Annotated in this window: 15 protein-coding genes and 1 pseudogene; 5 read left to right on the forward strand and 11 right to left on the reverse strand. The window is 73.6% G+C overall.

The window, feature by feature from the left end; genetic code table 11:
• Positions 1 to 36: 36 nt before the first annotated feature.
• From ACFV3R_RS25730 to ACFV3R_RS25765, 8 genes and pseudogenes are all read right to left on the reverse strand, one after another.
• Positions 37 to 1,827 (reverse strand): glycoside hydrolase family 15 protein, encoded by a 1,791-nt coding sequence (locus ACFV3R_RS25730; RefSeq protein ID WP_385587744.1) that lies wholly within the window; start codon positions 1,825 to 1,827, stop codon positions 37 to 39.
• Between the two features lie 370 nt (positions 1,828 to 2,197).
• Positions 2,198 to 3,802 carry a glycoside hydrolase family 30 beta sandwich domain-containing protein gene (locus ACFV3R_RS25735; RefSeq protein WP_385587911.1) on the reverse strand — a complete coding sequence of 535 codons (1,605 nt, stop codon included), beginning with the start codon at positions 3,800 to 3,802 and terminating at the stop codon, positions 2,198 to 2,200.
• Between the two features lie 668 nt (positions 3,803 to 4,470).
• Complete coding sequence (locus ACFV3R_RS25740) at positions 4,471 to 5,523, reverse strand: LacI family DNA-binding transcriptional regulator (RefSeq protein ID WP_385587747.1); 1,053 nt, start codon at positions 5,521 to 5,523, stop codon at positions 4,471 to 4,473.
• Between the two features lie 516 nt (positions 5,524 to 6,039).
• Positions 6,040 to 7,122: a polyprenyl synthetase family protein gene (locus ACFV3R_RS25745; RefSeq protein ID WP_385587750.1), complete on the reverse strand. Its 1,083-nt coding sequence runs from the start codon at positions 7,120 to 7,122 to the stop codon at positions 6,040 to 6,042.
• Positions 7,119 to 8,225, reverse strand: coding sequence for a tetratricopeptide repeat protein (locus ACFV3R_RS25750; protein WP_385587753.1), 1,107 nt, complete (start codon positions 8,223 to 8,225; stop codon positions 7,119 to 7,121). The genes ACFV3R_RS25745 and ACFV3R_RS25750 overlap by 4 nt, the downstream gene beginning before the upstream one ends.
• A 512-nt stretch (positions 8,226 to 8,737) precedes the next feature.
• On the reverse strand, positions 8,738 to 10,003 hold the full coding sequence (locus tag ACFV3R_RS25755) for a styrene monooxygenase/indole monooxygenase family protein (protein ID WP_385587756.1): 1,266 nt from the start codon (positions 10,001 to 10,003) through the stop codon (positions 8,738 to 8,740).
• 308 nt (positions 10,004 to 10,311) lie between these two features.
• The gene (locus ACFV3R_RS25760; protein ID WP_385587760.1) at positions 10,312 to 11,145 is read right to left on the reverse strand and encodes an SAM-dependent methyltransferase; all 834 of its coding nucleotides are present in this window, start codon (positions 11,143 to 11,145) and stop codon (positions 10,312 to 10,314) included.
• Between the two features lie 200 nt (positions 11,146 to 11,345).
• Positions 11,346 to 11,597 (reverse strand): annotated as a pseudogene (locus ACFV3R_RS25765) (acyl-CoA dehydrogenase family protein); the annotation flags it as partial.
• 24 nt (positions 11,598 to 11,621) lie between these two features.
• Between ACFV3R_RS25765 and ACFV3R_RS25770 the strand changes: the two are divergent.
• The 4 genes from ACFV3R_RS25770 to ACFV3R_RS25785 all read left to right on the forward strand — a co-directional run bounded on the left by ACFV3R_RS25770 (position 11,622) and on the right by ACFV3R_RS25785 (position 15,286).
• The gene (locus ACFV3R_RS25770; RefSeq protein WP_385587763.1) at positions 11,622 to 11,897 is read left to right on the forward strand and encodes a hypothetical protein; all 276 of its coding nucleotides are present in this window, start codon (positions 11,622 to 11,624) and stop codon (positions 11,895 to 11,897) included.
• Positions 11,898 to 12,090: 193 nt separating this feature from the next.
• A complete protein-coding gene (locus ACFV3R_RS25775; protein ID WP_385587766.1) occupies positions 12,091 to 12,954 on the forward strand; it encodes an MBL fold metallo-hydrolase in 864 nt (287 codons plus the stop codon).
• 281 nt (positions 12,955 to 13,235) lie between these two features.
• The gene (locus tag ACFV3R_RS25780; protein ID WP_385587769.1) at positions 13,236 to 13,562 is read left to right on the forward strand and encodes a plasmid stabilization protein; all 327 of its coding nucleotides are present in this window, start codon (positions 13,236 to 13,238) and stop codon (positions 13,560 to 13,562) included.
• 416 nt (positions 13,563 to 13,978) lie between these two features.
• On the forward strand, positions 13,979 to 15,286 hold the full coding sequence (locus ACFV3R_RS25785; protein ID WP_385587914.1) for a lipase family protein: 1,308 nt from the start codon (positions 13,979 to 13,981) through the stop codon (positions 15,284 to 15,286).
• 94 nt (positions 15,287 to 15,380) lie between these two features.
• On the opposite strand, the gene ACFV3R_RS25790 is transcribed toward ACFV3R_RS25785, so the two are convergent.
• Positions 15,381 to 16,784 carry an MFS transporter gene (locus ACFV3R_RS25790; protein ID WP_385587772.1) on the reverse strand — a complete coding sequence of 468 codons (1,404 nt, stop codon included), beginning with the start codon at positions 16,782 to 16,784 and terminating at the stop codon, positions 15,381 to 15,383.
• A 178-nt stretch (positions 16,785 to 16,962) separates the two neighbouring features.
• A complete protein-coding gene (locus ACFV3R_RS25795; RefSeq protein ID WP_385587775.1) occupies positions 16,963 to 17,754 on the reverse strand; it encodes an NAD(P)H-dependent oxidoreductase in 792 nt (263 codons plus the stop codon).
• 98 nt (positions 17,755 to 17,852) lie between these two features.
• On the opposite strand from ACFV3R_RS25795, the gene ACFV3R_RS25800 reads away from it, so the two are divergent.
• Complete coding sequence (locus tag ACFV3R_RS25800; RefSeq protein WP_385587778.1) at positions 17,853 to 18,791, forward strand: helix-turn-helix transcriptional regulator; 939 nt, start codon at positions 17,853 to 17,855, stop codon at positions 18,789 to 18,791.
• An 80-nt stretch (positions 18,792 to 18,871) separates the two neighbouring features.
• On the opposite strand, the gene ACFV3R_RS25805 is transcribed toward ACFV3R_RS25800, so the two are convergent.
• Positions 18,872 to 19,438 (reverse strand): GNAT family N-acetyltransferase, encoded by a 567-nt coding sequence (locus ACFV3R_RS25805; RefSeq protein WP_385587781.1) that lies wholly within the window; start codon positions 19,436 to 19,438, stop codon positions 18,872 to 18,874.
• Positions 19,439 to 19,442 lie beyond the last annotated feature (4 nt).

Genomic DNA, 19,442 nt, shown 5'->3' on the forward strand with positions numbered 1-19,442 from the left:
GGCGGCGGCCGGCGGTCCGCTCCGGTGGCGGTGGGCTCATCCGTGCGGGGCGGTGGGTGGCGGGGTGTTCAGGCGTACCGCGCACTCCAGCATCAGTGCGTGGACGAAGGCCTGCGGCAGGTTTCCCCTGAGTTGGCGGCAGGCCACGTCGTACTCCTCGGAGTACAGCGCGCCGGGGCCGCAGGCGGCCCGGTTGCGCTCGAACCACCGCAGGGCGGTGACCAGGTCGCCCTGCTGGTGCTCCGCCAACGCCGTGAAGAACCCGCAGAGCAGGAAGGCGCCCTCCGCCTCGCCCGGCGGACGCCGGTCGTGCCGGAACCGGTAGGCGTAGAAGTCGTCCGTCAGCTCGCGGGTGTAGGCACGCAGGGTCCGCACCACCCGGGGGTCGGTGGGGGGAAGGGCGCCGCGTACCGCCGGGAGGAGCAGGGCGCCGTCCAGCCGCGGGTCGTCCGGGGCGCGCTGCCAGTGGCCGTCGGGGTGCAGGCAGCGCCGGCTGGTCTCGGTGACGAGGCGGTCGGCGAGCTGCGACCAGCGCGCGGAGTGGGGGTGGGCTGTGTCCGCCCCGGCCACGGCCCGCAGTCCGGCCACGCACGCCAGCCGGCTGTGGGTCCAGAAGCGGGGTGCCAGTTCCCACACGCCGGCGTCCGGGTCCCGCCAGCGCTCCGCGACCGCGTCGGCGGCGATGTCCGCGGCGCGGCGTTCGGCCTCGCCGAGCGGCCGGTGGCGCGCGACGGCCCCGAGCAGGAGGAGGACCTCCCCGAAGGCGTCGAGTTGGAACTGCTGCCGCACGTGGTTGCCGACCCGGTCGTCGGCCCCGGGGTAGCCGCGCAGCGCGAGTCGTCGCTGGCGGGGCACCGGTCCGCCAGTGACGGTGTAGGCGGGGCTCAGCCGTGGCCCGTGCTCCAGCACCCGCTCGACCACGAAGCGCGTCTGGTCCGCCAGCAGCCGGCTCGGCCCTACTGCGGCCAGGGCCTGCCCGGCGTAGCACTGGTCCCGGATCCACACGTAGCGGTAGTCGTAGTTGCGGCCCTCCTCGGCGCGCTCGGGCAGGCTCGTGGTGGCGGCGGCGACCATGCCGCCGGTGGCGGAGGTCAGACCGCGCAGCACCGCGTAGGCCTGGCGCGCGTCGCGGGGCGCGATGGTGTCGGTCAGCGGGGGCACGGCCTCGGCCCAGGCCCGCTCCGTGGAGCGCCACAGGTCCCCGGCGTCGGGCGGCTCGGTGGGCAACGGGGTGTCGGAGACCTCCAGCACCAGGTGGTGCGAGGTCTCCGGATCGAGGTGGAGGTCCAGCTCCCACCCCGCGAGGTCCGGCAGGTACCGGCCGCCTTCCGCACCCGTCCAGCGCAGCCGGAGCTCACCGGCACGGGCGGTCCAGATGCCTGCCGCGTCGCGGTGGACGTCGGTGAGCGTTCCGGCTCCGAACCCGGCCCTGGGGGTGAGGAGCACGCGGACGACGGCGGGGACCTGCCTGCTGCGGACCCGGCGCAGGACGACCGCCCGGTGCGGTTCGGCGGGACAGGCGAGGGCTTCCCTGGACTCCACGGACCCGCCCCGGTCGGTGGTCCAGTCGCTGCGCCAGATGAGGGTGCCCGGCTCGTGGTGGCCGGCCCACACGGAACGGTCACGCGGCGTCACGGCGTAGACCCCGTCGCCGCCGACGAGGGTGGAGAGGAACGCGTCGGAGTCCCATCGGGGGGCACACATCCAGGCGAGCTCGCCGTCGGGGCCCACGAGGGCACCGCGCTCACCGTCCGCGAGCAGTGCGTACTCCCGTAGCGGACGTGGCGGAAAGCTGCTCGCCGTGGCGCCGGCCGACGCGAACTCCACCGTCCTCACCTCCTGGCTCGCTGTTGCGGGCGGGCCGCGGGTGCGGGCGCTCACCCCTGTGGCCGGAGAGTGTCCGCGGGCGGCGGCCCCAAACGCGTCAGCGGCCTCGGCGGGGGCACCGGGGCGGCCACCTGGGCGGGGGGCTTCGGGCCCGGTCGGCGACCGGGCCGGCGGACACCTGCCGATCGGTTGCGGCGTGCCGGACGCGGGGGGAGGGTACCGCCCGGGTACCGGGTCGCCGGGCGTGGTGGCGGGGCCGCCTTCCGCCCCGGCCCGGTGGCTGCCGGGCCGGGGCGGGAAGGGCGGTGGGGGGAGCCGGACGGCGAGCGGATGTGGTGGGCCGCCGCCGAGGTCGGCGTTCCCCAGGAACTCAGCCGGTGAGAGCCGTCCGCTTCTGGTGGGTGATGCCGGTGCACTGCGCGGCACCGAGCGGGCTGCCCTGGGACGAGCCCGCGCCCTTCGTCGCGGCGCACTCGGCGCCGCGCGCACTCTGCGTGCCGCTCCAGGTGAAGGTGGCCGAGGTCCGTCCGGGCAGGGAGTAGGTGAAGTGCTCGCCTCCCCAGTTCACGGTGAGGTTCTGGGCGGAGGCTGAGCCGTTGTAGGCGATGAGCGCCTTGGAGCCGTCCGGGTTCGTCCAGGCCACGTTGGGGATCGCGGAGTTGGCGGTGGAGGCGATCCGGTAGGCGCCCGGGTGGACGAACTTGGTGAGGTGACCCATGTCGTAGTACTCGACGGTGTAGTCGACCTGCCCGCTGCGGCTGTCGCCGTTGTGGACGGTGACCAGGCCCGTGCAGGTGCCGCAGCCTCCGTTGTGCGGGCCCATGTTCTGGTCGACCGCCAGGGACCACTTGGTCACCGACCTGCCCCAGTTGCGGGTGTAGTCGATGATGTTGTTCATGTCCTCGGACTGCTGGTCGGTGACCCAGGTGCCGCCGGAGTGCTCGGTGTCGAAGGCGTCCACGCCCGGGTACTTGTCGTGGACGGTGCTCTGCTCCGAGACGTTGCCGCCGTACCCGTGCCAGGCCATGCCGCCGAAGAGCGGGTCGTTGCGGATGGCGGCGTCGTCGAGCGTGGGCGCGGCGTAGGAGTCGTAGGAGTCCCAGTTCCAGTCCAGCGCGAGCACCTTGGTGGACAACCCTGCCGCGTGCAGGGCCGGCAGCAGGTCGGTACCGATGAAGTAGTGCAGGCCGGAGCCGTTCCACTGCATCGAGGGGTAACCGGAGCAGCAGGTCGGCTCGTTCTGCGCCGTGACGTAGTCGACGGGCACGCCCTGGTCCTTGTACGCCTGGAGGTACTTCACGAAGTACTGGGCGTAGGTGCCGTAGTACTGCGCCTCCAGCCACCCCTGGTCGTAGGAGTCGTTGTCCTTCATCCAGGGCGGCGCCGTCCACGGGGAGGCGAGCACCTTCAGCGACGGGTTGAGCTGCCGGGCCTGCTTGGTCAGGGGCAGGACGTCGGCCAGGTCGTGGGCGATGGAGAACTTCGCCAGGCCGGTGTCGGTCTGGCCGGCCGGCACGTCGTCGAAGGTGTAGCTGTTGCGGGCCAGGTCGGAGGCGCCCATCGGGTTGCGCAGGAAGCTCAGCCCGATACCGCTGCCGGGGTCGAAGAGCTTCTTCATCACGGCGTCACGGGTGGTGGGGGTGAGGGCGCCGCTGCTGTTCATCAGCCAGGCGGCGGTGTCGGTGAACGAGGCGCCGCCGCCGGTGAACTGCTGGTAGCGGGTCTTCTCGTCGACGCTGACGACCTGGCCGGTGTTGCCGGACCCGGCGCTGAACGCGGTGGGCGCCTGCTGCTCCAGGCCGCGGGTGACGTTGCGGCCGCCCGCGTCGCTGGTGGTGGTCAGCCACACGGCGACGGGTTCGGCGGCGGCCTGGGCCGGTGTCGGGCCGGCCCCGACGAGGCCCGCCAGCGCGAGACAGGTGGTGGCCGCAACGGCGATGCCGGTGCGGACCGCGGACAGGGGGCGGCGCGGCACACCGCGGGCGGACCCGCGGCGGTGGGGGCGGTGGGGGAACACGGTCTTCCTCTCGACGTCGCGACGGGGGCGGGACGCGCGGCCGGGGCCGCCGGCTCGGGGCGGCCCCCGGCAGGCCCGTGCCGCGGCGGCGAGGAACGGGAGCGCCGAGGGTGCCCCGGCGCGGGGCGGGGCCGGGGCGGAAGAGGGCGGCGCGGCGGGGGGCGTGGGGGGCGCGGTCGTGCGGTCACGGTCGGGAAGGGGTGAGCCTGTGCGCTCGCGCGGGTCGTCGCGGTCGGCTGGCAGCATCGCGCCGGGTCCTCCTGGCGGGAGGAGGCGGCGCGGTGGGTTCCGGCCGGCCTCTTCACTGTGTGAACGATGGAGGACAGCGCATTCTCGGGGCCGTACCTGGCTTCGACGGGGCGACAGGTGTCACCGTCCGAGGTGAAGAGGGCCGGCCTTGCGGCTCACACTCCCCCGGCAGGGCGCTGAGCTGCATCGCGGTGCACGTGACGGGAGGGCGGGGAACCGCCCTGCGTCCCGCGCAGACCAGACGTGACCGTAAGCCAGGGACGCGTACACGTCAATAGTGGTTACAGAGGATCAACGAAGTGGCGGACCGAACCCGGTAACCGCTGTCTCGTGCCGAAGAATCCCGTCCGCCCCTGCCCGGAGGCGGGAGGGGTCGCTCAGCTTTGCGGTGCCGGGCCTGTCGATCCCCGGATCGTCAGCTCCGTGGCGAGTTCGACGTGCAGGGCCTCCACCGTGTGCCTCCGGACGAGGCGCATGAGCAGGGAGACTGCCATGCGGCCCATCTCCTGGAGGGGCTGGCGGACGGTGGTGAGCTGCGGGTGGGTCACGCGGCTGACGTCGATGTCGTCGAAGCCGGTGATCGAGAGGTCCTCGGGGACGCGCAGCCCCCTGCGGCGGGCGGCCAGCAGGGCGCCGGCAGCCACCTTGTCGTTGAAGGCGACCAGTGCGGTCGGGCGTTCGGCCAGGTCCAGCAGGCGGCCACCGGCGCTCTCCCCCCACCCGATAGTGGGTTCGTGCCCGTCCTCGGTCAGCCGGGGTGAGGGCAGGACCCCGGCTTCGGCGAGGGCAGCGGTGTGGCCGGCGAGCCGCGCGTCGGAGGCGAGCCAGTCCGGCGGACCGCTGATCACGCCTATCCGGCGGTGTCCGAGCGAGACCAGATGCGCCGTCACCGCACGCGCCCCCGCGAAGTGGGCCGCGGAGACGGAGGCGAGGTCGCGGGGTGGCGGGAGCCGCGGGTCCACCACGACGAACGGGGGGCCGGCCGCACGCAGCGCCGTCAGCTCCGACGCCGGCTCGGGCGGCAGGATCAGCAGGGCCCCGTCGACGCCCGGCGTCCGCGGCAGGGCGGCCAGGGCCCGCGTCTGCTGGGCGGCCTCCCCTGCGTCGAGCAGCATCCTCACCCCGTGCAGTTCGAGCGTCTCGGCCACGGAGGAGACCACGAGCCCGAAGTAGTCGGTGAGTACGTAGGGGCAGCGCACGTGGACCGTGAGGGGCGAGTCGCGTCGCGGCGCGGAGGGGGTGACCTCGCCGCCGAGGCGTTCCACCGCCTGACGCACCAGCTCGCGGGTGCGGGGCGTCACGCCGGCGGCCCCGTTCATGGCCCGCGAGACGGTGGCGATGGACACCCCCGCCTCTGCGGCTATCGCCCGTACCGTCACGGGACCGCCCGCTGCCCTGGCCACGCGCGTCGCGCCGTCATGTTCCACCATGCCACCGTACCGAGGCCGCCCAGGCCGGGGAAACAACTGCGCGCCCCCGCTTGACACTTGCCGCCACCGGCGGTTTCCTCGTCGCGACAGTGTTTCTCGGTGTTCCATTCTGTTACATCCCCGCTTCGACGAGGGCCACGGGGCCGGCACCCCTCCCTCACCACCCCCATCCGTACACCTCCACTCGCCAGTGTGGTGACTGCTCCACCGGTCTCCCGCCACGCCGGCTCCCAGCCGGGACGGACGCCCACGCGGACCGCCCCTCCAGCGCCCCGCGCCCACACCTGCCGTGCCGCTCCGCCACGCGCTGCCCAAGTGCTCAGCTGCGGGCCGGCGGTGGGCCGCCCTCCTCAGGGGTCCTTGCAATATGAGCCGTCCGATGAGGTCGCGTGGGCTGGTGCCGTGCATCGCAAGGCGCCGGAGAGTCCTCGTAGCGGAGCTACCAGGGCTTTTCGGCAACGCCGCGAGGTGCGGTGCCAGACCGCGCGGCCCGGGCGGGCATATGGCAAGGACCCCTCAGCCGTCTCGGTCGACGAGGGTGTCCAGGAGCAGGAGGAGGTCCTCCCTCGCCGCGGTGGCCAGCGGCACGGAGAGCAGGGCGGTGCGGGCCAGGGCCAGGTGGGTGCGGGCCTCCGCCAGGGTCGCCGCACGGCCGCCCGCCTCCTCGATCAGCAGGGCCAGGTCGCGCAGCCCGCTCTCCCCGACCGCCCCGTCCGCCGCCCCGACGGCGGCCAGCGACGCGCCGAGGTGAGCACGCTCCGCCGGGCCGGCCCCGGCGAGCGCCGTGAGCACGGGAAGGGTCTTCTTGCCCCGGCGCAGGTCGCTGTAGGCCGGCTTGCCGGTACGCTCCGGTGCGCCCCAGATGCCGAGCAGGTCGTCCGCCGCCTGGAAGGCGATTCCCGCGTGCCGGCCTGCCCTGGCCATCGCCTCGGCGGTGTCCTCGCGGGCGCCGGCGAGGACCGCGCCGAGGGCGAGGGAACAGCCCAGCAGGGCACCGGTCTTGTTGCCCGCCATGCCGCGGTACTCCGCCACTTCCACCGCCCCGGGGCCGACCCACGGACGCGACTCGAAGAGGAGGTCGTCGGCCTGGCCGTGCACCAGGTCGGCCAGCGTCCGGGAGAGGTGGCGCACCGCTGCGGCGCAGTGCGGGGTACGGGCGTCGGCGAGAACCTCCACGGCGAGCGCGAAGAGCGCGTCACCCGCCAGGACGGCGGGGCCGGTGCCGTAGGCCCGCCAGGCCGCGGCACGCTGCCGCCTGGTCTCGTCCCCGTCCATGATGTCGTCGTGCAGCAGCGAGAAGGTGTGGACGAGTTCGACCGCCACCGCACCGGGAACCGCCACCGCGCCGGGCGCCCCCGCCGCCTCGGCGCCGAGCACGGCGAGCGCCTGCCGCACCCCCTTGCCGCCGAACTGCACACCGGGGCCCGAGGCGGTGCCGGAGCCCAGCGAGTACGCGGCCATCTCCCCGGTCCACGGGTGCAGCCGTTCGACCGCGGCGACCAGCCCCGGCCGCACCAGCGCGCGACAGCGCTGCAAGGTCTCGGCGGTGTCGGCGCCCTGCCGGGCCGTGACGGGCTGGGCCGGGGAGGAGACGCTCATCGACGGCCCCCCACACCGGCGGTGAGGCGCCCGGCGGCCTCCCTGTGCTCAGCCTCGTCCCCTCTCACCTGCGTGTCCGCGGTGAGCCCGAGTTCACGGCGCGCCTCGTCGACCATCCGGCGGGCGTGTTGCAGCCCGACGCGGTCCAGTTGTCCGGCCAGTGCGTCCAGTTCGGCTCCGGTGGCCGCGCGGTCCCGGCCCAGCCGGGCGAGCGTCTTGACCAGCCCCAGGCGCGCGAGGGCCTCACCGCGCAGCTCCCGCATGTCGCGGAACTGTTCGAGGGCGCCCGCGTAGAAGACGCGCGCCTCCTCGTACCGGCCCGCACGGTAGAACACGTTGGCGCGCATCTTGTGGTTGTAGGCGAGCGCGCTGGTAAGCCCCATCGTGCGGCAGGTGACCTCGGCCTCGGAGAGCAGTTCCAGGGCGCGTTCCGGGGCGTCGCCGCGGGCGGAGAGGATGTCGGCTATGCCGCGCAGCGCCCAGGCGTGGCCGCGCCGGTCGTCCGCCTCGCGGGAGATGAGCGCCGCCTCCTCGAACATCTCCAGCGCGGTGTCCCAGTCACCGGTCTGGCGGTGGATCTGGGCTATGCCCTCCAGCGCCCAGACCGTGTGCCGGGCCTCACCGCGGGCTCGCGCCTCGGCCAGCAGCTTCTCGTGCAGGACGCGGACGCCCTCGTAGTCACCCTGGATGCGGCCGGTCTCCGCCAGGCCGGCGAGGGAGTAGCCGCGGGCGACGACGTCCTGTCCGCGCTCACCCAACTCGGCGGCGATCGCCAGCAGTCGTCGGGAGAGCGCGAGTCTGCCGCGTTGACGGGCGAGGGTGCCACCGCTCCACACCGCCCACGCCATCGCCCCCACATCCCCTGCGGAACGGGCCGTGCGATAGCTGTCCCGCCACGCCTGCTCCGCCTCGTCGACGTTGCCCAGGCGCCGGTGCGCCTCGGCGACGGCCAGTCCGCACCGGGCGACCTCATCCGCGGCTCCCCTACGCCGTGCGGCCTCCAACTGCCGGACCCCTTCGGCCAGCACCTCGGGGAGGGGGGAGTTGACCGAGAGCGAGCCGAGAGCGCCCTGGTACTCGGGGGCGAATGCCTTGCCGTACATGCGTTGCCTTTCTCCGTCACGGGTCGGATGCCGCGGACTGTGCGCCCGGGTGCGGCTGCGGCACCCGCCACGGCCGCACCCGCCCTCCGGTGGACTCGGCGAACGGCGGTGCCTCAGGACGCGCGGGCACCATGGCGGACCTGCGCCCGTCGGCTCCGCAGCATCACGAGCGGACGCTCACTATACCCTCAGTGTATACACGAGGCGTATAGCCGGTTCGGCGTCTCCCGCGTTCTCCGTCTCCACCCATCGGGGCGGCGGCGTGGGCACCGTCCCCGGCGCCCTTCACCGATCTTGGAGACGCAACCCGGGCTCGGGGGGTTGCCTGCCGCCACCGCACTCCCGTCCACCCGGGACTTCGCAGGCACACGGGCCGGGCCCTCGGGGTGCCAGGAGGGGGTGAGGCGGGCACGCGCCGCTTCGGGCCCCGTCCGACCGGCGCCCGGGGGGAACAGTCGGCGGCACCGGCAGCGCTCAGCCGCCGGAGGTGGGGGGCGACCCGGGTCCAGCGCCTACCGGGGTTCCCGAGCCGCGGCGTCGGGGTCGCGCGGCGCAGGTCCCGCGTCGTGGCGGGCCAGGAAGGCGTGGGTCCGCTCAGGGGTTGCCAGGATGCGCCACTGCCGGTCGGGGTGGCCGAAGTTGTCGGTGAACTCGTCGGCCGCCGCCTGGTTGCCGGCCATCGCCGCCAGCAGCTGCAGCAGGTGCTCGGGGGGCGGCTGCACCATCAGGTTGGACCAGCGGGCGGCCCCCAGGACGACGTCGGCGCGGCGCTGTGCGACCTCCCGGCAGAACAGTTCGTCCAGCGCCAGCCCGTCACGGATCGCCTCACCTACCACCCAGGCGGAGTGGGAGGCCGAGTTGGCGCCCTGACCGACGATCGGATCGACCACCGTGTGGGCGTCCCCGACAGCCAGGGCGTACCGGCCGTTCGGCAGGCGTGCGTGGTCGGCGCGCACCGTGGGTACGACGGAGCCCTGCAGCAGGTCCAGGGGGCCCGTGAGCCGGAACCCGGCGGGATCGATGCGGGCGAAGACGTCCGGATGGTGGGTGGCGAGCCTGTCCAGCACCGTCCGCAGGAAGAGCGCGGGGTCGGCGTCGTGGGACAGATCGCTGAGGACGTCCAGGTCACCGCCGGGCACGCTCTCGAAGAGCAGGGCGGTGACGTGTCCCGCGTGGGAGAGGATCGGAATTTCGACGAGTTCGCCGTGGCCCGGCGAGATGCTGAGGGTGACGCCCTTCGGTTCGGCCGGGGCGACGCCGTGGTACAGACCGGCGCAGAGCCTCCGTTGCGGTTCACGGTAGGGGCTGTCGGCCTCGCGGCGCGGGAAGAGCGAGGTGAAGGCTCCCCGGCCGGCGGCCACCACCAGCAGGTCGTGCCGGTCCGCGAGGACGGTGAGGTCGTCCGCCGCAAGGCGCCCCACGCGCAGCTCACCGCCCCGCTCCTGGTAGGCGTCGGCGAGGGCCGGCAGGTACAGGCGGTAGTCGACCGCGGACGAAGGGCGGGTGAAGTCGCCCCGGAAGCGCAGGGGTTGCGGTCCGCCGACGTAGTGGTGGTGACAGGTGTAGCCGAACTCGTCCGCCGGCCAGAAGTCGACACCGAGGGACTCCTCGCGCCGCAGGGTCGGCGCGTGGTGGGCGATCGTGGCCGTCAGCCGGCCCGCGGCCAGTTGCCGGGGGCTTCGGTCGCTGTAGAGGGTGACGGGGAGGTCGTGCCGGCGCAGCAGCAGGCCGAGGTGGAGGCCGGCGACTCCGGCGCCGACGATGCCGATGTCGGGCATGGCGTCCTCCCTGGCGTGGCGGCGACCGCGGATGCCGGAAGGCACGGCCGGCCCCGGTTGCGGGCGGAGCCGGTCCTCGCGAGGTGGCGGAGGCCGGGGCAGCGCGTCACGCCGGACGGTGAAGGGGCTCGGTGGTCGGGCGGGCCGGCGGCCACGCGCCACCCCGGTTCTACCCAGCGGGCCGACGGCCCATGTGTGCCCCGGCCGGTCGTCACACCGCGGCGGGCGGGCCGCGGCCCGCTCGGGCTGCGGCAGGCCGTCCGGTGGGTGTCGGCACACGACCGGGAGAGCCGGCCGGCCCCGCCCGGTCAGCTGTCCTTGCGGGCCACCCCGGCCCAGATGGGCACGTCCCGCTCCCCCGCGGCGCTGCCGACGTCGATCGGGTCGGGTCGCCACATCTGCGGCACGACCACGCCGGGCGAGACCAGCTCCAGCCCGTCGAAGAACCGCAGCACCTCTTCCCTGGTGCGTCCCCGCACGTTCGAACCGGCCTCCTCGAAGTCCTTCTCGACCTGGTTCGTGGCCTCGGTGAAGTCGCTCCCCAGGTGGCTCAGTACGAGGTAGCTGCCGGCGGGCAGGGCCGCGAGGAAACGCCGGACCAGGGGGTAGGGGTCGACGTTCTTGGGCAGCCAGTGCAGGAGCAGGCACAGGGTGAGCGCCACCGGCTCGTCGAGGTCCAGGGTCTCCCGCACCTCCGGCGAGGTGAGGATGGCGTCCACGTCGCAGGCGTCCGCCTCGAGGTACGCGGTCCGCCCCTCGGGGTGGCTGTCGTGCAGGGCGCGCGAGTGCGCCAGGACGATCGGGTCGTTGTCGGCGTAGACCACGCGGGAGGAGGGTGTGATGCTCTGGGCGACCTCGTGGAGGTTGGGCGAGGTCGGTATGCCGGTGCCGATGTCGAGGAACTGCCGGATTCCGGAGTCGGCGAGGAAACGGGCCGCGCGCAGGACGAAGGCCCGGTTGGAGCGGGCACTGGCCACCGCCTGCGGGATGTTGGCCATGATCTTCTCGGCCTGGGCCCGGTCCGCGGCGTAGTTCGTCTTGCCGCCCAGCAGGACGTCGTAGACCCGTGCGGCGTGCGGCTGGTCCTGCCGGAGGTCCACGGGGCGGCTCGGCGCGGAGACCATCCACTCGGTTTCTTTCATGGGCCCTCCAGGCGACTCGGTGATCCGCCGTCAGGTTAACCCCGGACCGCCCCGGCGGTCCTCCGGGGGCCCGGAACGACCCGGCGGCTCCCCGGTGGTGTTGCGGCCCCTTCCCGTCCCTGTCCGCGGGGCCGTCCCGGAACGTACCTTCTGCGCCGTCACCGCAACGCGTTGTCCGGTACGGCACCGGGAGGCGTGGTTCAGTCCAGTCCGCCGCGTTGGACCAGTTGGCTCGCGATCACGTTCCGCTGGATCTCGTTGGTGCCCTCGCCGACGATCATCAAGGGGGCGTTGCGGAAGTAGCGTTCCACGTCGAACTCGGTGGAGTACCTGTGACCGCCGTGGATGCGCAGTGTGTTCAGCACGGTATGCATGGCGGTCTCGGAGGCGAACAGTTTGGCCCTCCCCGCCTCCATGTCCACCCGCCGGCCCGCCTCGGCCTCCCGTGACGCGGGCCTCCCGTGACCGGGCCTCCCGTGACGCGGGCCTCCCGTGACGCGACCGCGCTCGCCGCCGACGTCGCGCACGCCGGGCGCCTCGGCTTCACCGGCAAGCTCTGCGTCCATCCCCGCCAACTCCAGGAGGTCGCCGCCGGGTTCGCTCCCACCGAGGACGAACTTCGGTGGGCGCGCACCGTCCTGGCCGCCGGGGACTCGGTGTCGGTGGTCGAGGGCCGGATGGTCGACAGGCGGGTGCAGGAGCGTGCCCGGCGCATACTGGCGGCGACCGGCGCCCCGGAGGCCGAGCGGTGACGGCACGCGGGCGGAGCCTGGTGCGGGCCGGCCGTCCTGAGCCCCGCAGCACCCGTTCCGAAGGTCCGGACCCCCACCTCCGCAACCGCGGCGGACCCGGTCGCCGGAAGCCTCGCGGCCTCGCGCGCATCAGCCCGTCGACGAGCGGATACCCGGGCCCTCCAGCCCCCAAGGACGCGGAGGTGCGGAGCCCATGGAGCACGGAACCGACGAGGCGCTGGAGATCCTCTTCGTGGGCAACGCCACGTTGCTGATCCGCTACGGTCCGCTGACGCTCCTGACGGACCCCAATTTCCTGCATCAGGGCCAGTACGCGTACCTCGGGCACGGGCTGGCGACCCGGCGACTGACCGAACCGGCGCTGGACGCCTCCCGGATCCCGCCGGACCTGGACGGGGTCGTCCTCTCCCACCTGCACGGCGACCACTGGGACCGGGTGACCCGCAGACACCTGGACCGGACCCTGCCGATCATCACCACACCGCAGGCCGCCCGCCGCCTGAGCCGCTTCCACGGCTGCCGCGACACCATCGGCCTGCACCCCTGGCAGCAGCACGCGCTCAGCCGCGAGGGCCGGCTGGTGCGCGTCCACGCGGTGCCCGGTCGGCACGCACTCGGGCCGGCCGCCCGTCTGCTGCCCCCGGTGATGGGCAGCGTCCTGGAGTTCGGCGAGGTGGGCGGCCCCGCGCGGCTTCGGCTGTACATCACCGGGGACACCCTCGTCTTCGAGGGTCTGCGCGAGATCGCCCGGCGCTTCCCGGACACCGACTGCGCCGTGGTACACCTGGGCGGTACGACCCTGCCCGGCGGCCTGGTGGTGACCATGGACGGCGCGCAGGGGGCCGAGCTGGTCTCGCGGACCGGGCCCCGAGCCGTGCTGCCGGTCCACTACGACGACTACGCCGCCTTCCACTCTCCCCTGGCGGACTTCCTGCACCACGTGGACGGGCGCGGCCTCGGCGAGCGCGTGGTGCGCTGGGCTGCCGGCGACCGGGTCGTCGTGACGTCGTCGGGGACGAGCCACCTCACCGTGGCCGGCGCTTCGGACGGCCCGTAGCGCGGTGGAGCCGGGGGTGGCACCGCCCCGGCAGGCGTCGCCCGGGCGGGGGCGGTGAGGGCGGTCCTCCGGGTGGGACGTGTGGGGCGGCGGTGGGCGGTTAGGAGGGCGGTAGCGCCTCACACGGCAGGGACCCGCGAGCGGCGGTGCGGGCCGGGCGGCTACGGACCGCCGCTCGGCCTTCGCCCTGCCGGGCCCGGCCCGCCGAGCAGCCGGTGGTACCTCTCAGCACCCGGCTGCCGGCCGAAGAAGGAAGTGGCGACAACCTACAGGAGCACCACATGCCCGCTGGATCCAACGCCAAGAGGGAACGGCAGTACGAGCACATCAAGGAGGGCGCCCGCAGCCGTGGTACCTCCGAAGGGCGCGCCGAGGAGATCGCCGCGCGCACCGTCAACAAGGAACGGGCCCGCTCGGGCGAGTCCCGCAGCGCCGGGACGACCTCCCTGCGGGACAGCAAGTCCGCCTCCCAGCGCGGTGGCGAGCGTTCGGGCGGCGGGCCCCAGGGGCCGACGAAGGACCAGCTCTACGCCGAGGCGAGGAAGAAGAACGTCGAGGGCCGCTCGACCATGTCCAAGGACCAGCTCCGCAGGGCCCTCGGCCGCTGAGCACGCCCTCGTCGCCCCGGCCGGAGGGCGCCGTCCGAGCCGGGCCCGCGGTTGCGGGCCGAGTGCACGAGGAGCCCACCGCCGGCACCGGGAACGTCCGGTGGAGGGCCGCGCGCATCGGTCTGCAGGGCGGAGCGGGCCGGGCGGACGGTCCGTCCCACCGCCGGGAGGGCCCGACCAATGGTTACCGGTCCGTAACTTACTGACGGGTTACCTCGGGTAAGGGGGCGGTGCTTCACTTTCCTCACTTTGCAGCGGAGCAGAGCGAGGAGTGAGCCGTGAAACCTCTCCGTCCCACCTTGCGGTCCCGTACGGCACCCGTCCCCCGGCCCCCCGCAGCCCCGTCCGGTCCACCCGGCCGGCAACCGGGGCGGTGGCCCCTCCCCGCATCCCCCTTCCGTCCCGCCCGGCGGGTTCTGGCCTCGGCGTTCGCGGCGGCCCTGGGCCTGGGGGTGGCCGTGTTGCCCGCCTCCCCCGCCCAGGCCTCGGGCGGTGTCGTCTCCCGGGGCGTCACCATCCCGGACTTCTACACCCCGCCGGCCAGACTGCCCGCCGCGAACGGCGCCCTGGTCAGCACCGAACCACTCCCACTGGCGCTGAGCCTGCCCGGCCTCCACGGCCCCCTGCCGGGCAGGGCCACACGCCTGATGTACAAGTCCACGGACTCCGGCGGCCGGCCGGTCGCGGTGACCGGCGCCTACATCGAGCCGAGCGCCGCCTGGAAGGGTGCCGGCCCCCGCCCGCTGGTGGCCCTCGCGCCGGGAACCCTCGGTCAGGGGGACCAGTGTGCGGCGTCCCTCGCCCTGGAGCACCCGCTCACGATCAACTCCGAGACGGTCACGGTCGGGTACGAGGACGTCTCCGTCTACCGGCTCCTGGCAGCCGGGGTCGCCGTGGTCGTCACCGACTACGCCGGGCTCGGCGCCACCGACCGTCTCCACACCTACGTCAACCGGGTCGACGAGGGTCACGCCCTGCTGGACGCGGTCCGCGCCGCGCACGCCCTCCCCGGGACCTCACTGACCAAGTCCTCGCCGCTGGGCCTGTACGGGTACAGCCAGGGTGGTGGGGCCAGTGCCGCCGCGGCCGAACTCCAGTCCTCCTACGCGCCCGAACTCACCCTCGCCGGGACCTACGTGGGCGCCCCGCCGGCGGACCTCACCGAGGTGATCAAGGGGATAGACGGAAGTGCGCTGGCCGGCGCGCTGGCCTGGTCGGTCAACGGCGCGGTGCAGAGCGACCCCGCGTTGCAGAAGATCGTCGACGCCCACCTCAACGCCGCCGGCAAGGCCGCCCTGGCCGACGCCTCGACGATGTGCGTGGGGGACGCGATCTTCTCCTACGGCTTCACCAGGAGCACGAAGTGGACCAAGGACGGCCGGTCGTTGAGTTCCCTGGTCGACGCTGAGCCGGAGATCCGCAACTTCCTCGACGCCCAGCGCATCGGCCGGTCGAAGCCGTCCGGGGCGATCCGGCTGGCGACCGGGGTCGAGGACGACATCGTGCCGCACGCCCAGGCCCGCCGGCTCGCCTCCGACTGGTGCAGCCTCGGCGGTGACGTCACCTATGTGCCCGTCAGGCTGCCCGACCTGGGTGACAAGCTCCTCACCAACCACATCGTCCCGCTCCTCACCGACCAGGGCGACGCCATCTCCTGGCTGACCGACCGCCTCCGCGGCAAGACCGCCGGCTCCACCTGCTCCTCGCTGCCCGGCCGGCCCTGAGCGCCCCTCGCCACGGCGGGCGGGCCGGGCCGCGCCCCCGAGTGCGCTGCCCGGCCCGCCCAGGAGCCGCCCTGTCCCCGCGCGGGAACGGCGTTCAGCGGGCCGGGGTGGCCGCGGGGCCTTCGAGCTCGGAGAGGTCCAGCCGCCGGATGTCGCGGACGATGACGAGGTAGCCGACGACCGCGAGGGCCGCACAGACGCCGACGAAGACGAGGGCCAGGGCGAAGCCGCCGGTGGCGTCGATCAGGTAGCCGACGACGAGCGGGGTGACGATGCCGGCGACCGCTCCGAAGGCGTTGAAGAGGCCGCCCGCCAGGCCGGCGATCTGCCGGGGGGACACGTCCGCCATGACCGCCCAGCCCAGGGCGCCCAGCCCCTTGCCGAAGAAGGCCAGCGACATGATGAGGACCACGAGCCAGGACGCCGAGACGTAGTTGCAGACCATGATGCTGGTCGACAGCAGCAGGCCGACGACGATGGGGATCTTGCGGGCGGCCGTCAGGCTCAGCCCGCGGCGGGCCAGCAGGTCGGACAGGAAACCGCCGAGGACTCCGCCGACGAAACCGCACAGCGCCGGCAGGGAGGCGACGACGCCCGCCTCCAGGATCGTCATGCCGCGCTCCTGCACCAGGTAGACGGGGAACCAGGTCAGGAAGAACCACGTGATGGTGTTGATGAAGTACTGGCCGACGAAGACGCCGAGCATGGTGCGGTTCTTCAGCATGGCCTTGATGTGCCGCAGGTTCTGCCTGCCGCTGGTGGCCGCCTTGGCCCGGGCGTCCTCCTCGGCGGTGGGTGCGTCCATGTCGACCAGGGCGCCGCCGGCGGCGATGTGGTCGAGTTCGCCCGGTGTCATCCGGGGGTGGCTGCGCGGGGCATGGATGACCCTGGTCCAGATCAGCGCGAGGATCACCCCGAGGCCGCCGATGACGGTGAAGACGTGCTCCCAGCCGACCGAGACCACCAGCCACCCCATCAGGGGCGCGAAGGCGACCGTGGCGAAGTACTGGGCGGAGTTGAACAGCGCCGAGGCGAATCCGCGCTCCCGGCCCGGGAACCAGGCCGCGACGATACGGGAGTTGCCGGGGAAGGACGGGGCCTCGGCGAAGCCGACGAGGAAGCGCAGGACGAACAGCAGGACGGCTGCCGCACCGGCGAAGAAACCGATGGCTCCCTGCGCCATGGTGAGCAGGGACCACAGGAGGACGGCCGTCCCGTAGACCTTCTTCGACCCGTAGCGGTCCAGCAGCCACCCGCCGGGAAGCTGGGCGACGAGGTAGGACCACGAGAAGGCCGAGAAGAGCAGGCCCAGCTCGCCCGAGCTGATGTGCAGGTCCTTCTGCATGGGGTCACCGGCGATGGACAGGGTGGCCCGGTCGGCGTAGTTGATCGTGGTGACGACGAACAACATGGCCAGGATCAGGTACCTGAGTCGTCCTGCCGTGGTCCTGGCGGGGGCGGCGGTCGCCGTCTCGCCCTGCCTGTCGAGAGCGGGCATGAGGTCAGTCTCCCTGGGCCGTGAGGGTGGCGGCTGCGTTGCCGCATGTGGTCCAAGCCACAGGCGCCGGTGGCTGGTTGTCGACCGTAGGGCCGCTCCTCATTCCCGTCCATGTCGAATTTTGTAGCCTGTGATACCCCCCTTGCATGACCACCCGTGCGGGCGGTGCCGTCCTGGTTCAGTCCCGCCGCCGGACGTGCAGATCCAGGCCGTCCGTGCCCGGTCGCTCCACTCCGGGCAGCAGCCGCATGTCGTGGTCGTAGTCGCCGCCGGCCAGCGGCCGGAAGGGCACCGGGGCGTCGGTGAACAGGCCGTCCAGGCGCCTGCCGTACCTCTCCTTCGCCGCCGCGAACTGCTCCGGCGACACCTCGTTCGAGCCGTACACGGCGAACGGTTCGAGCGGGGCCATGCCGGTGAACCAGAACAGCCCGTGCTGCACGGGGTGGAGGACGTCGGCGAGCCGGCCGTGGATGCCCCGGTCGGAGAAGGCCGTCTCCCGTGCGCCGGCGGTCACCGCGAGCAGGGCGCGCCGTCCACCCAGAGCGCCCTCGCCATAGGGCGGGGGCACCGCAGGACCGTAGGCGAAGCCGCTGGTGAACACGCGGTCGATCCAGCCCTTGAGGACGGCGGGCACCGAGAACCACCACAGCGGGAACTGGAGGACCACCGCGTCCGCCCAGCGCACCTTCTCCTGCTCGGCGGCGACGTCCGGGGACAGGCTGCCGGCGAGGGTGGCGTGCTCGGAGTCGGCCATCACCCACAACCGGCCTTCCGGCCGTCCGGGGTAGTCGTCGGCGTCCACGGCGGCCTTCCACTTCATCGCGTAGAGGTCGGAGACCTGGACGGCGTGGCCCGCCGCGCGCAGGTGCGCGAGAGCGAAGGAGCTGAGGGCGCCATTGAGCGAGCGGGGTTCCGGATGGGCGGTGACGAGGAGGATCTTCTTCTGCTGCGGAGAGGTGGTGTGGCTCATGCCGCCACTGTGGTCCTGCCCCCGGACGGTAGCCAGCGCCCCGTCTCACCGGTGGTACGGCGTTCCTGGTAACGGGAGGACCACGCATACTGGGACGCATGGACGAGGTGAGGACGGCCGGGCCTGCGGCAGGCGCCCGCCGCGCTGCCGACTTCGGCGGCACGGCAGCGGTCGCGGTGGACGGGGTGGGGGACGCCCGGCGGGCTCTCGGCGCGTTCCTGCGCGCCCGCCGGGGACGTGTCTCCCCGGCGGACGTCGGGCTGTCCGGTGGGCGGCGCAGGCGGGTGCACGGGTTGCGCCGGGAGGAGCTCGCCCAGCTCGCGGGCATCAGCGTGGACTACTACGTGCGCCTGGAACAGGGGCGGTCGACGCAGCCCTCGCCCGAGGTGCTCGACGCGCTGGCCACAGCGCTCGGTCTGGACGCGGCCGAGCGCCGGCACCTGGCCACGCTCGCCGAGGCACGGCGCGGCCCGGGGCCCACTTCCCGGGTGGGCCCGGTACTCCAGCGCATCCTGGACGGCCTGGCGGGGATGCCCGCCTACGCCGGCAACCACCGTCTGGACGTGGTGGCCTGGAACGCTCTGGGCTCCGAACTTCTCGGCGGCCTGGCCGACCCCCGCCGCCGCGACCGGAACAACGCCCGGTTCCTCTTCCTCGACCCGGCCTCCCACGAGGTCTTCCCGGAGTGGGAGGAGCGGGCGGCGGAGGCCGTCGGGCAGCTGCGGGTGGCGGCCGGACGCTACCCGCAGGACCTTCGGCTGACCGGGCTGGTCACCGAACTCGCGGAGCGCAGCGCCCGTTTCCGGGAGTTCTGGGACGCTGCCGGGGTGGTGATGTGCACCGCGGGCCGGAAGCGGCTGCGCCATCCGGCAGTCGGCGTCCTCTCCCTGGACTACGAGACCTTGCACGTCCCCGCGGCCCCGGGCGAGACCGGGCTCGTGGTGCACGTCTTCGCCCCGGCGCCGGGCGGCGCTGCGGCCCGCGCCCTGCACCGCCTGGCCGAGGCTGCCACGACCAGTGCTGCTGCCGCGGTGTGAGGGTGCGCGAGCGCTCTCGCGCACCCCGTACGCCCCGGCGCGCGTGAGCAGTTGACCGGCCCACAGCGGGGGACCGCTCCTCAGGGCCGCAGCGGTGAGCCCGCCCACTCCGCGGCCAGCAGCGACCAGACCTCCTTGTCCAGCCGCACCCCGTCGTGGGGGAAGCAGGAGCGCAGGACGCCCTCGCACTGCATGCCGAGGCGTTCCGCGACCCGGCGGCTGCGGACGTTGAGCGGGCTGGTGTGCCACGCCACGCGCTGCATGCCGCGCTCCACCAGGGCGTACTCGATCAGGTAACGCACCGCACCGGTGACGAGGCCGTGCCCCTCCCCCGCCGGCTCGGTCCACACCCCCACCTCGCAGTTGCCGAGCCCGGCGTCGAAGTCGACGAACATGGCACCGCCGACGAGCGTTCCCTCCCGCCAGATGCCGTAGATCCGGCCGGTGTCGGCCGCCTGTTTGTCAGCGTAGAGCTGGAGGGTGGCGTGGGCGGAGGCGAGATCGGTGGAGCGGGTGGCCCACGGGATCCAGGGGCCCAGGTGTTCCCTGGCGCGGTCCATGTGGGCGAGGAACTCCGGGGCCTGCCAGGGTTCCAGCGGCCGGAGCTCGGCGGCGGGCTCGGTGGTCGTGAGCGGTATGGCGAACATGGGC

The sequence above is a fragment of the Streptomyces sp. NPDC059740 genome (genome assembly GCF_042733155.1).
Lineage (GTDB): Bacteria > Actinomycetota > Actinomycetes > Streptomycetales > Streptomycetaceae > Streptomyces.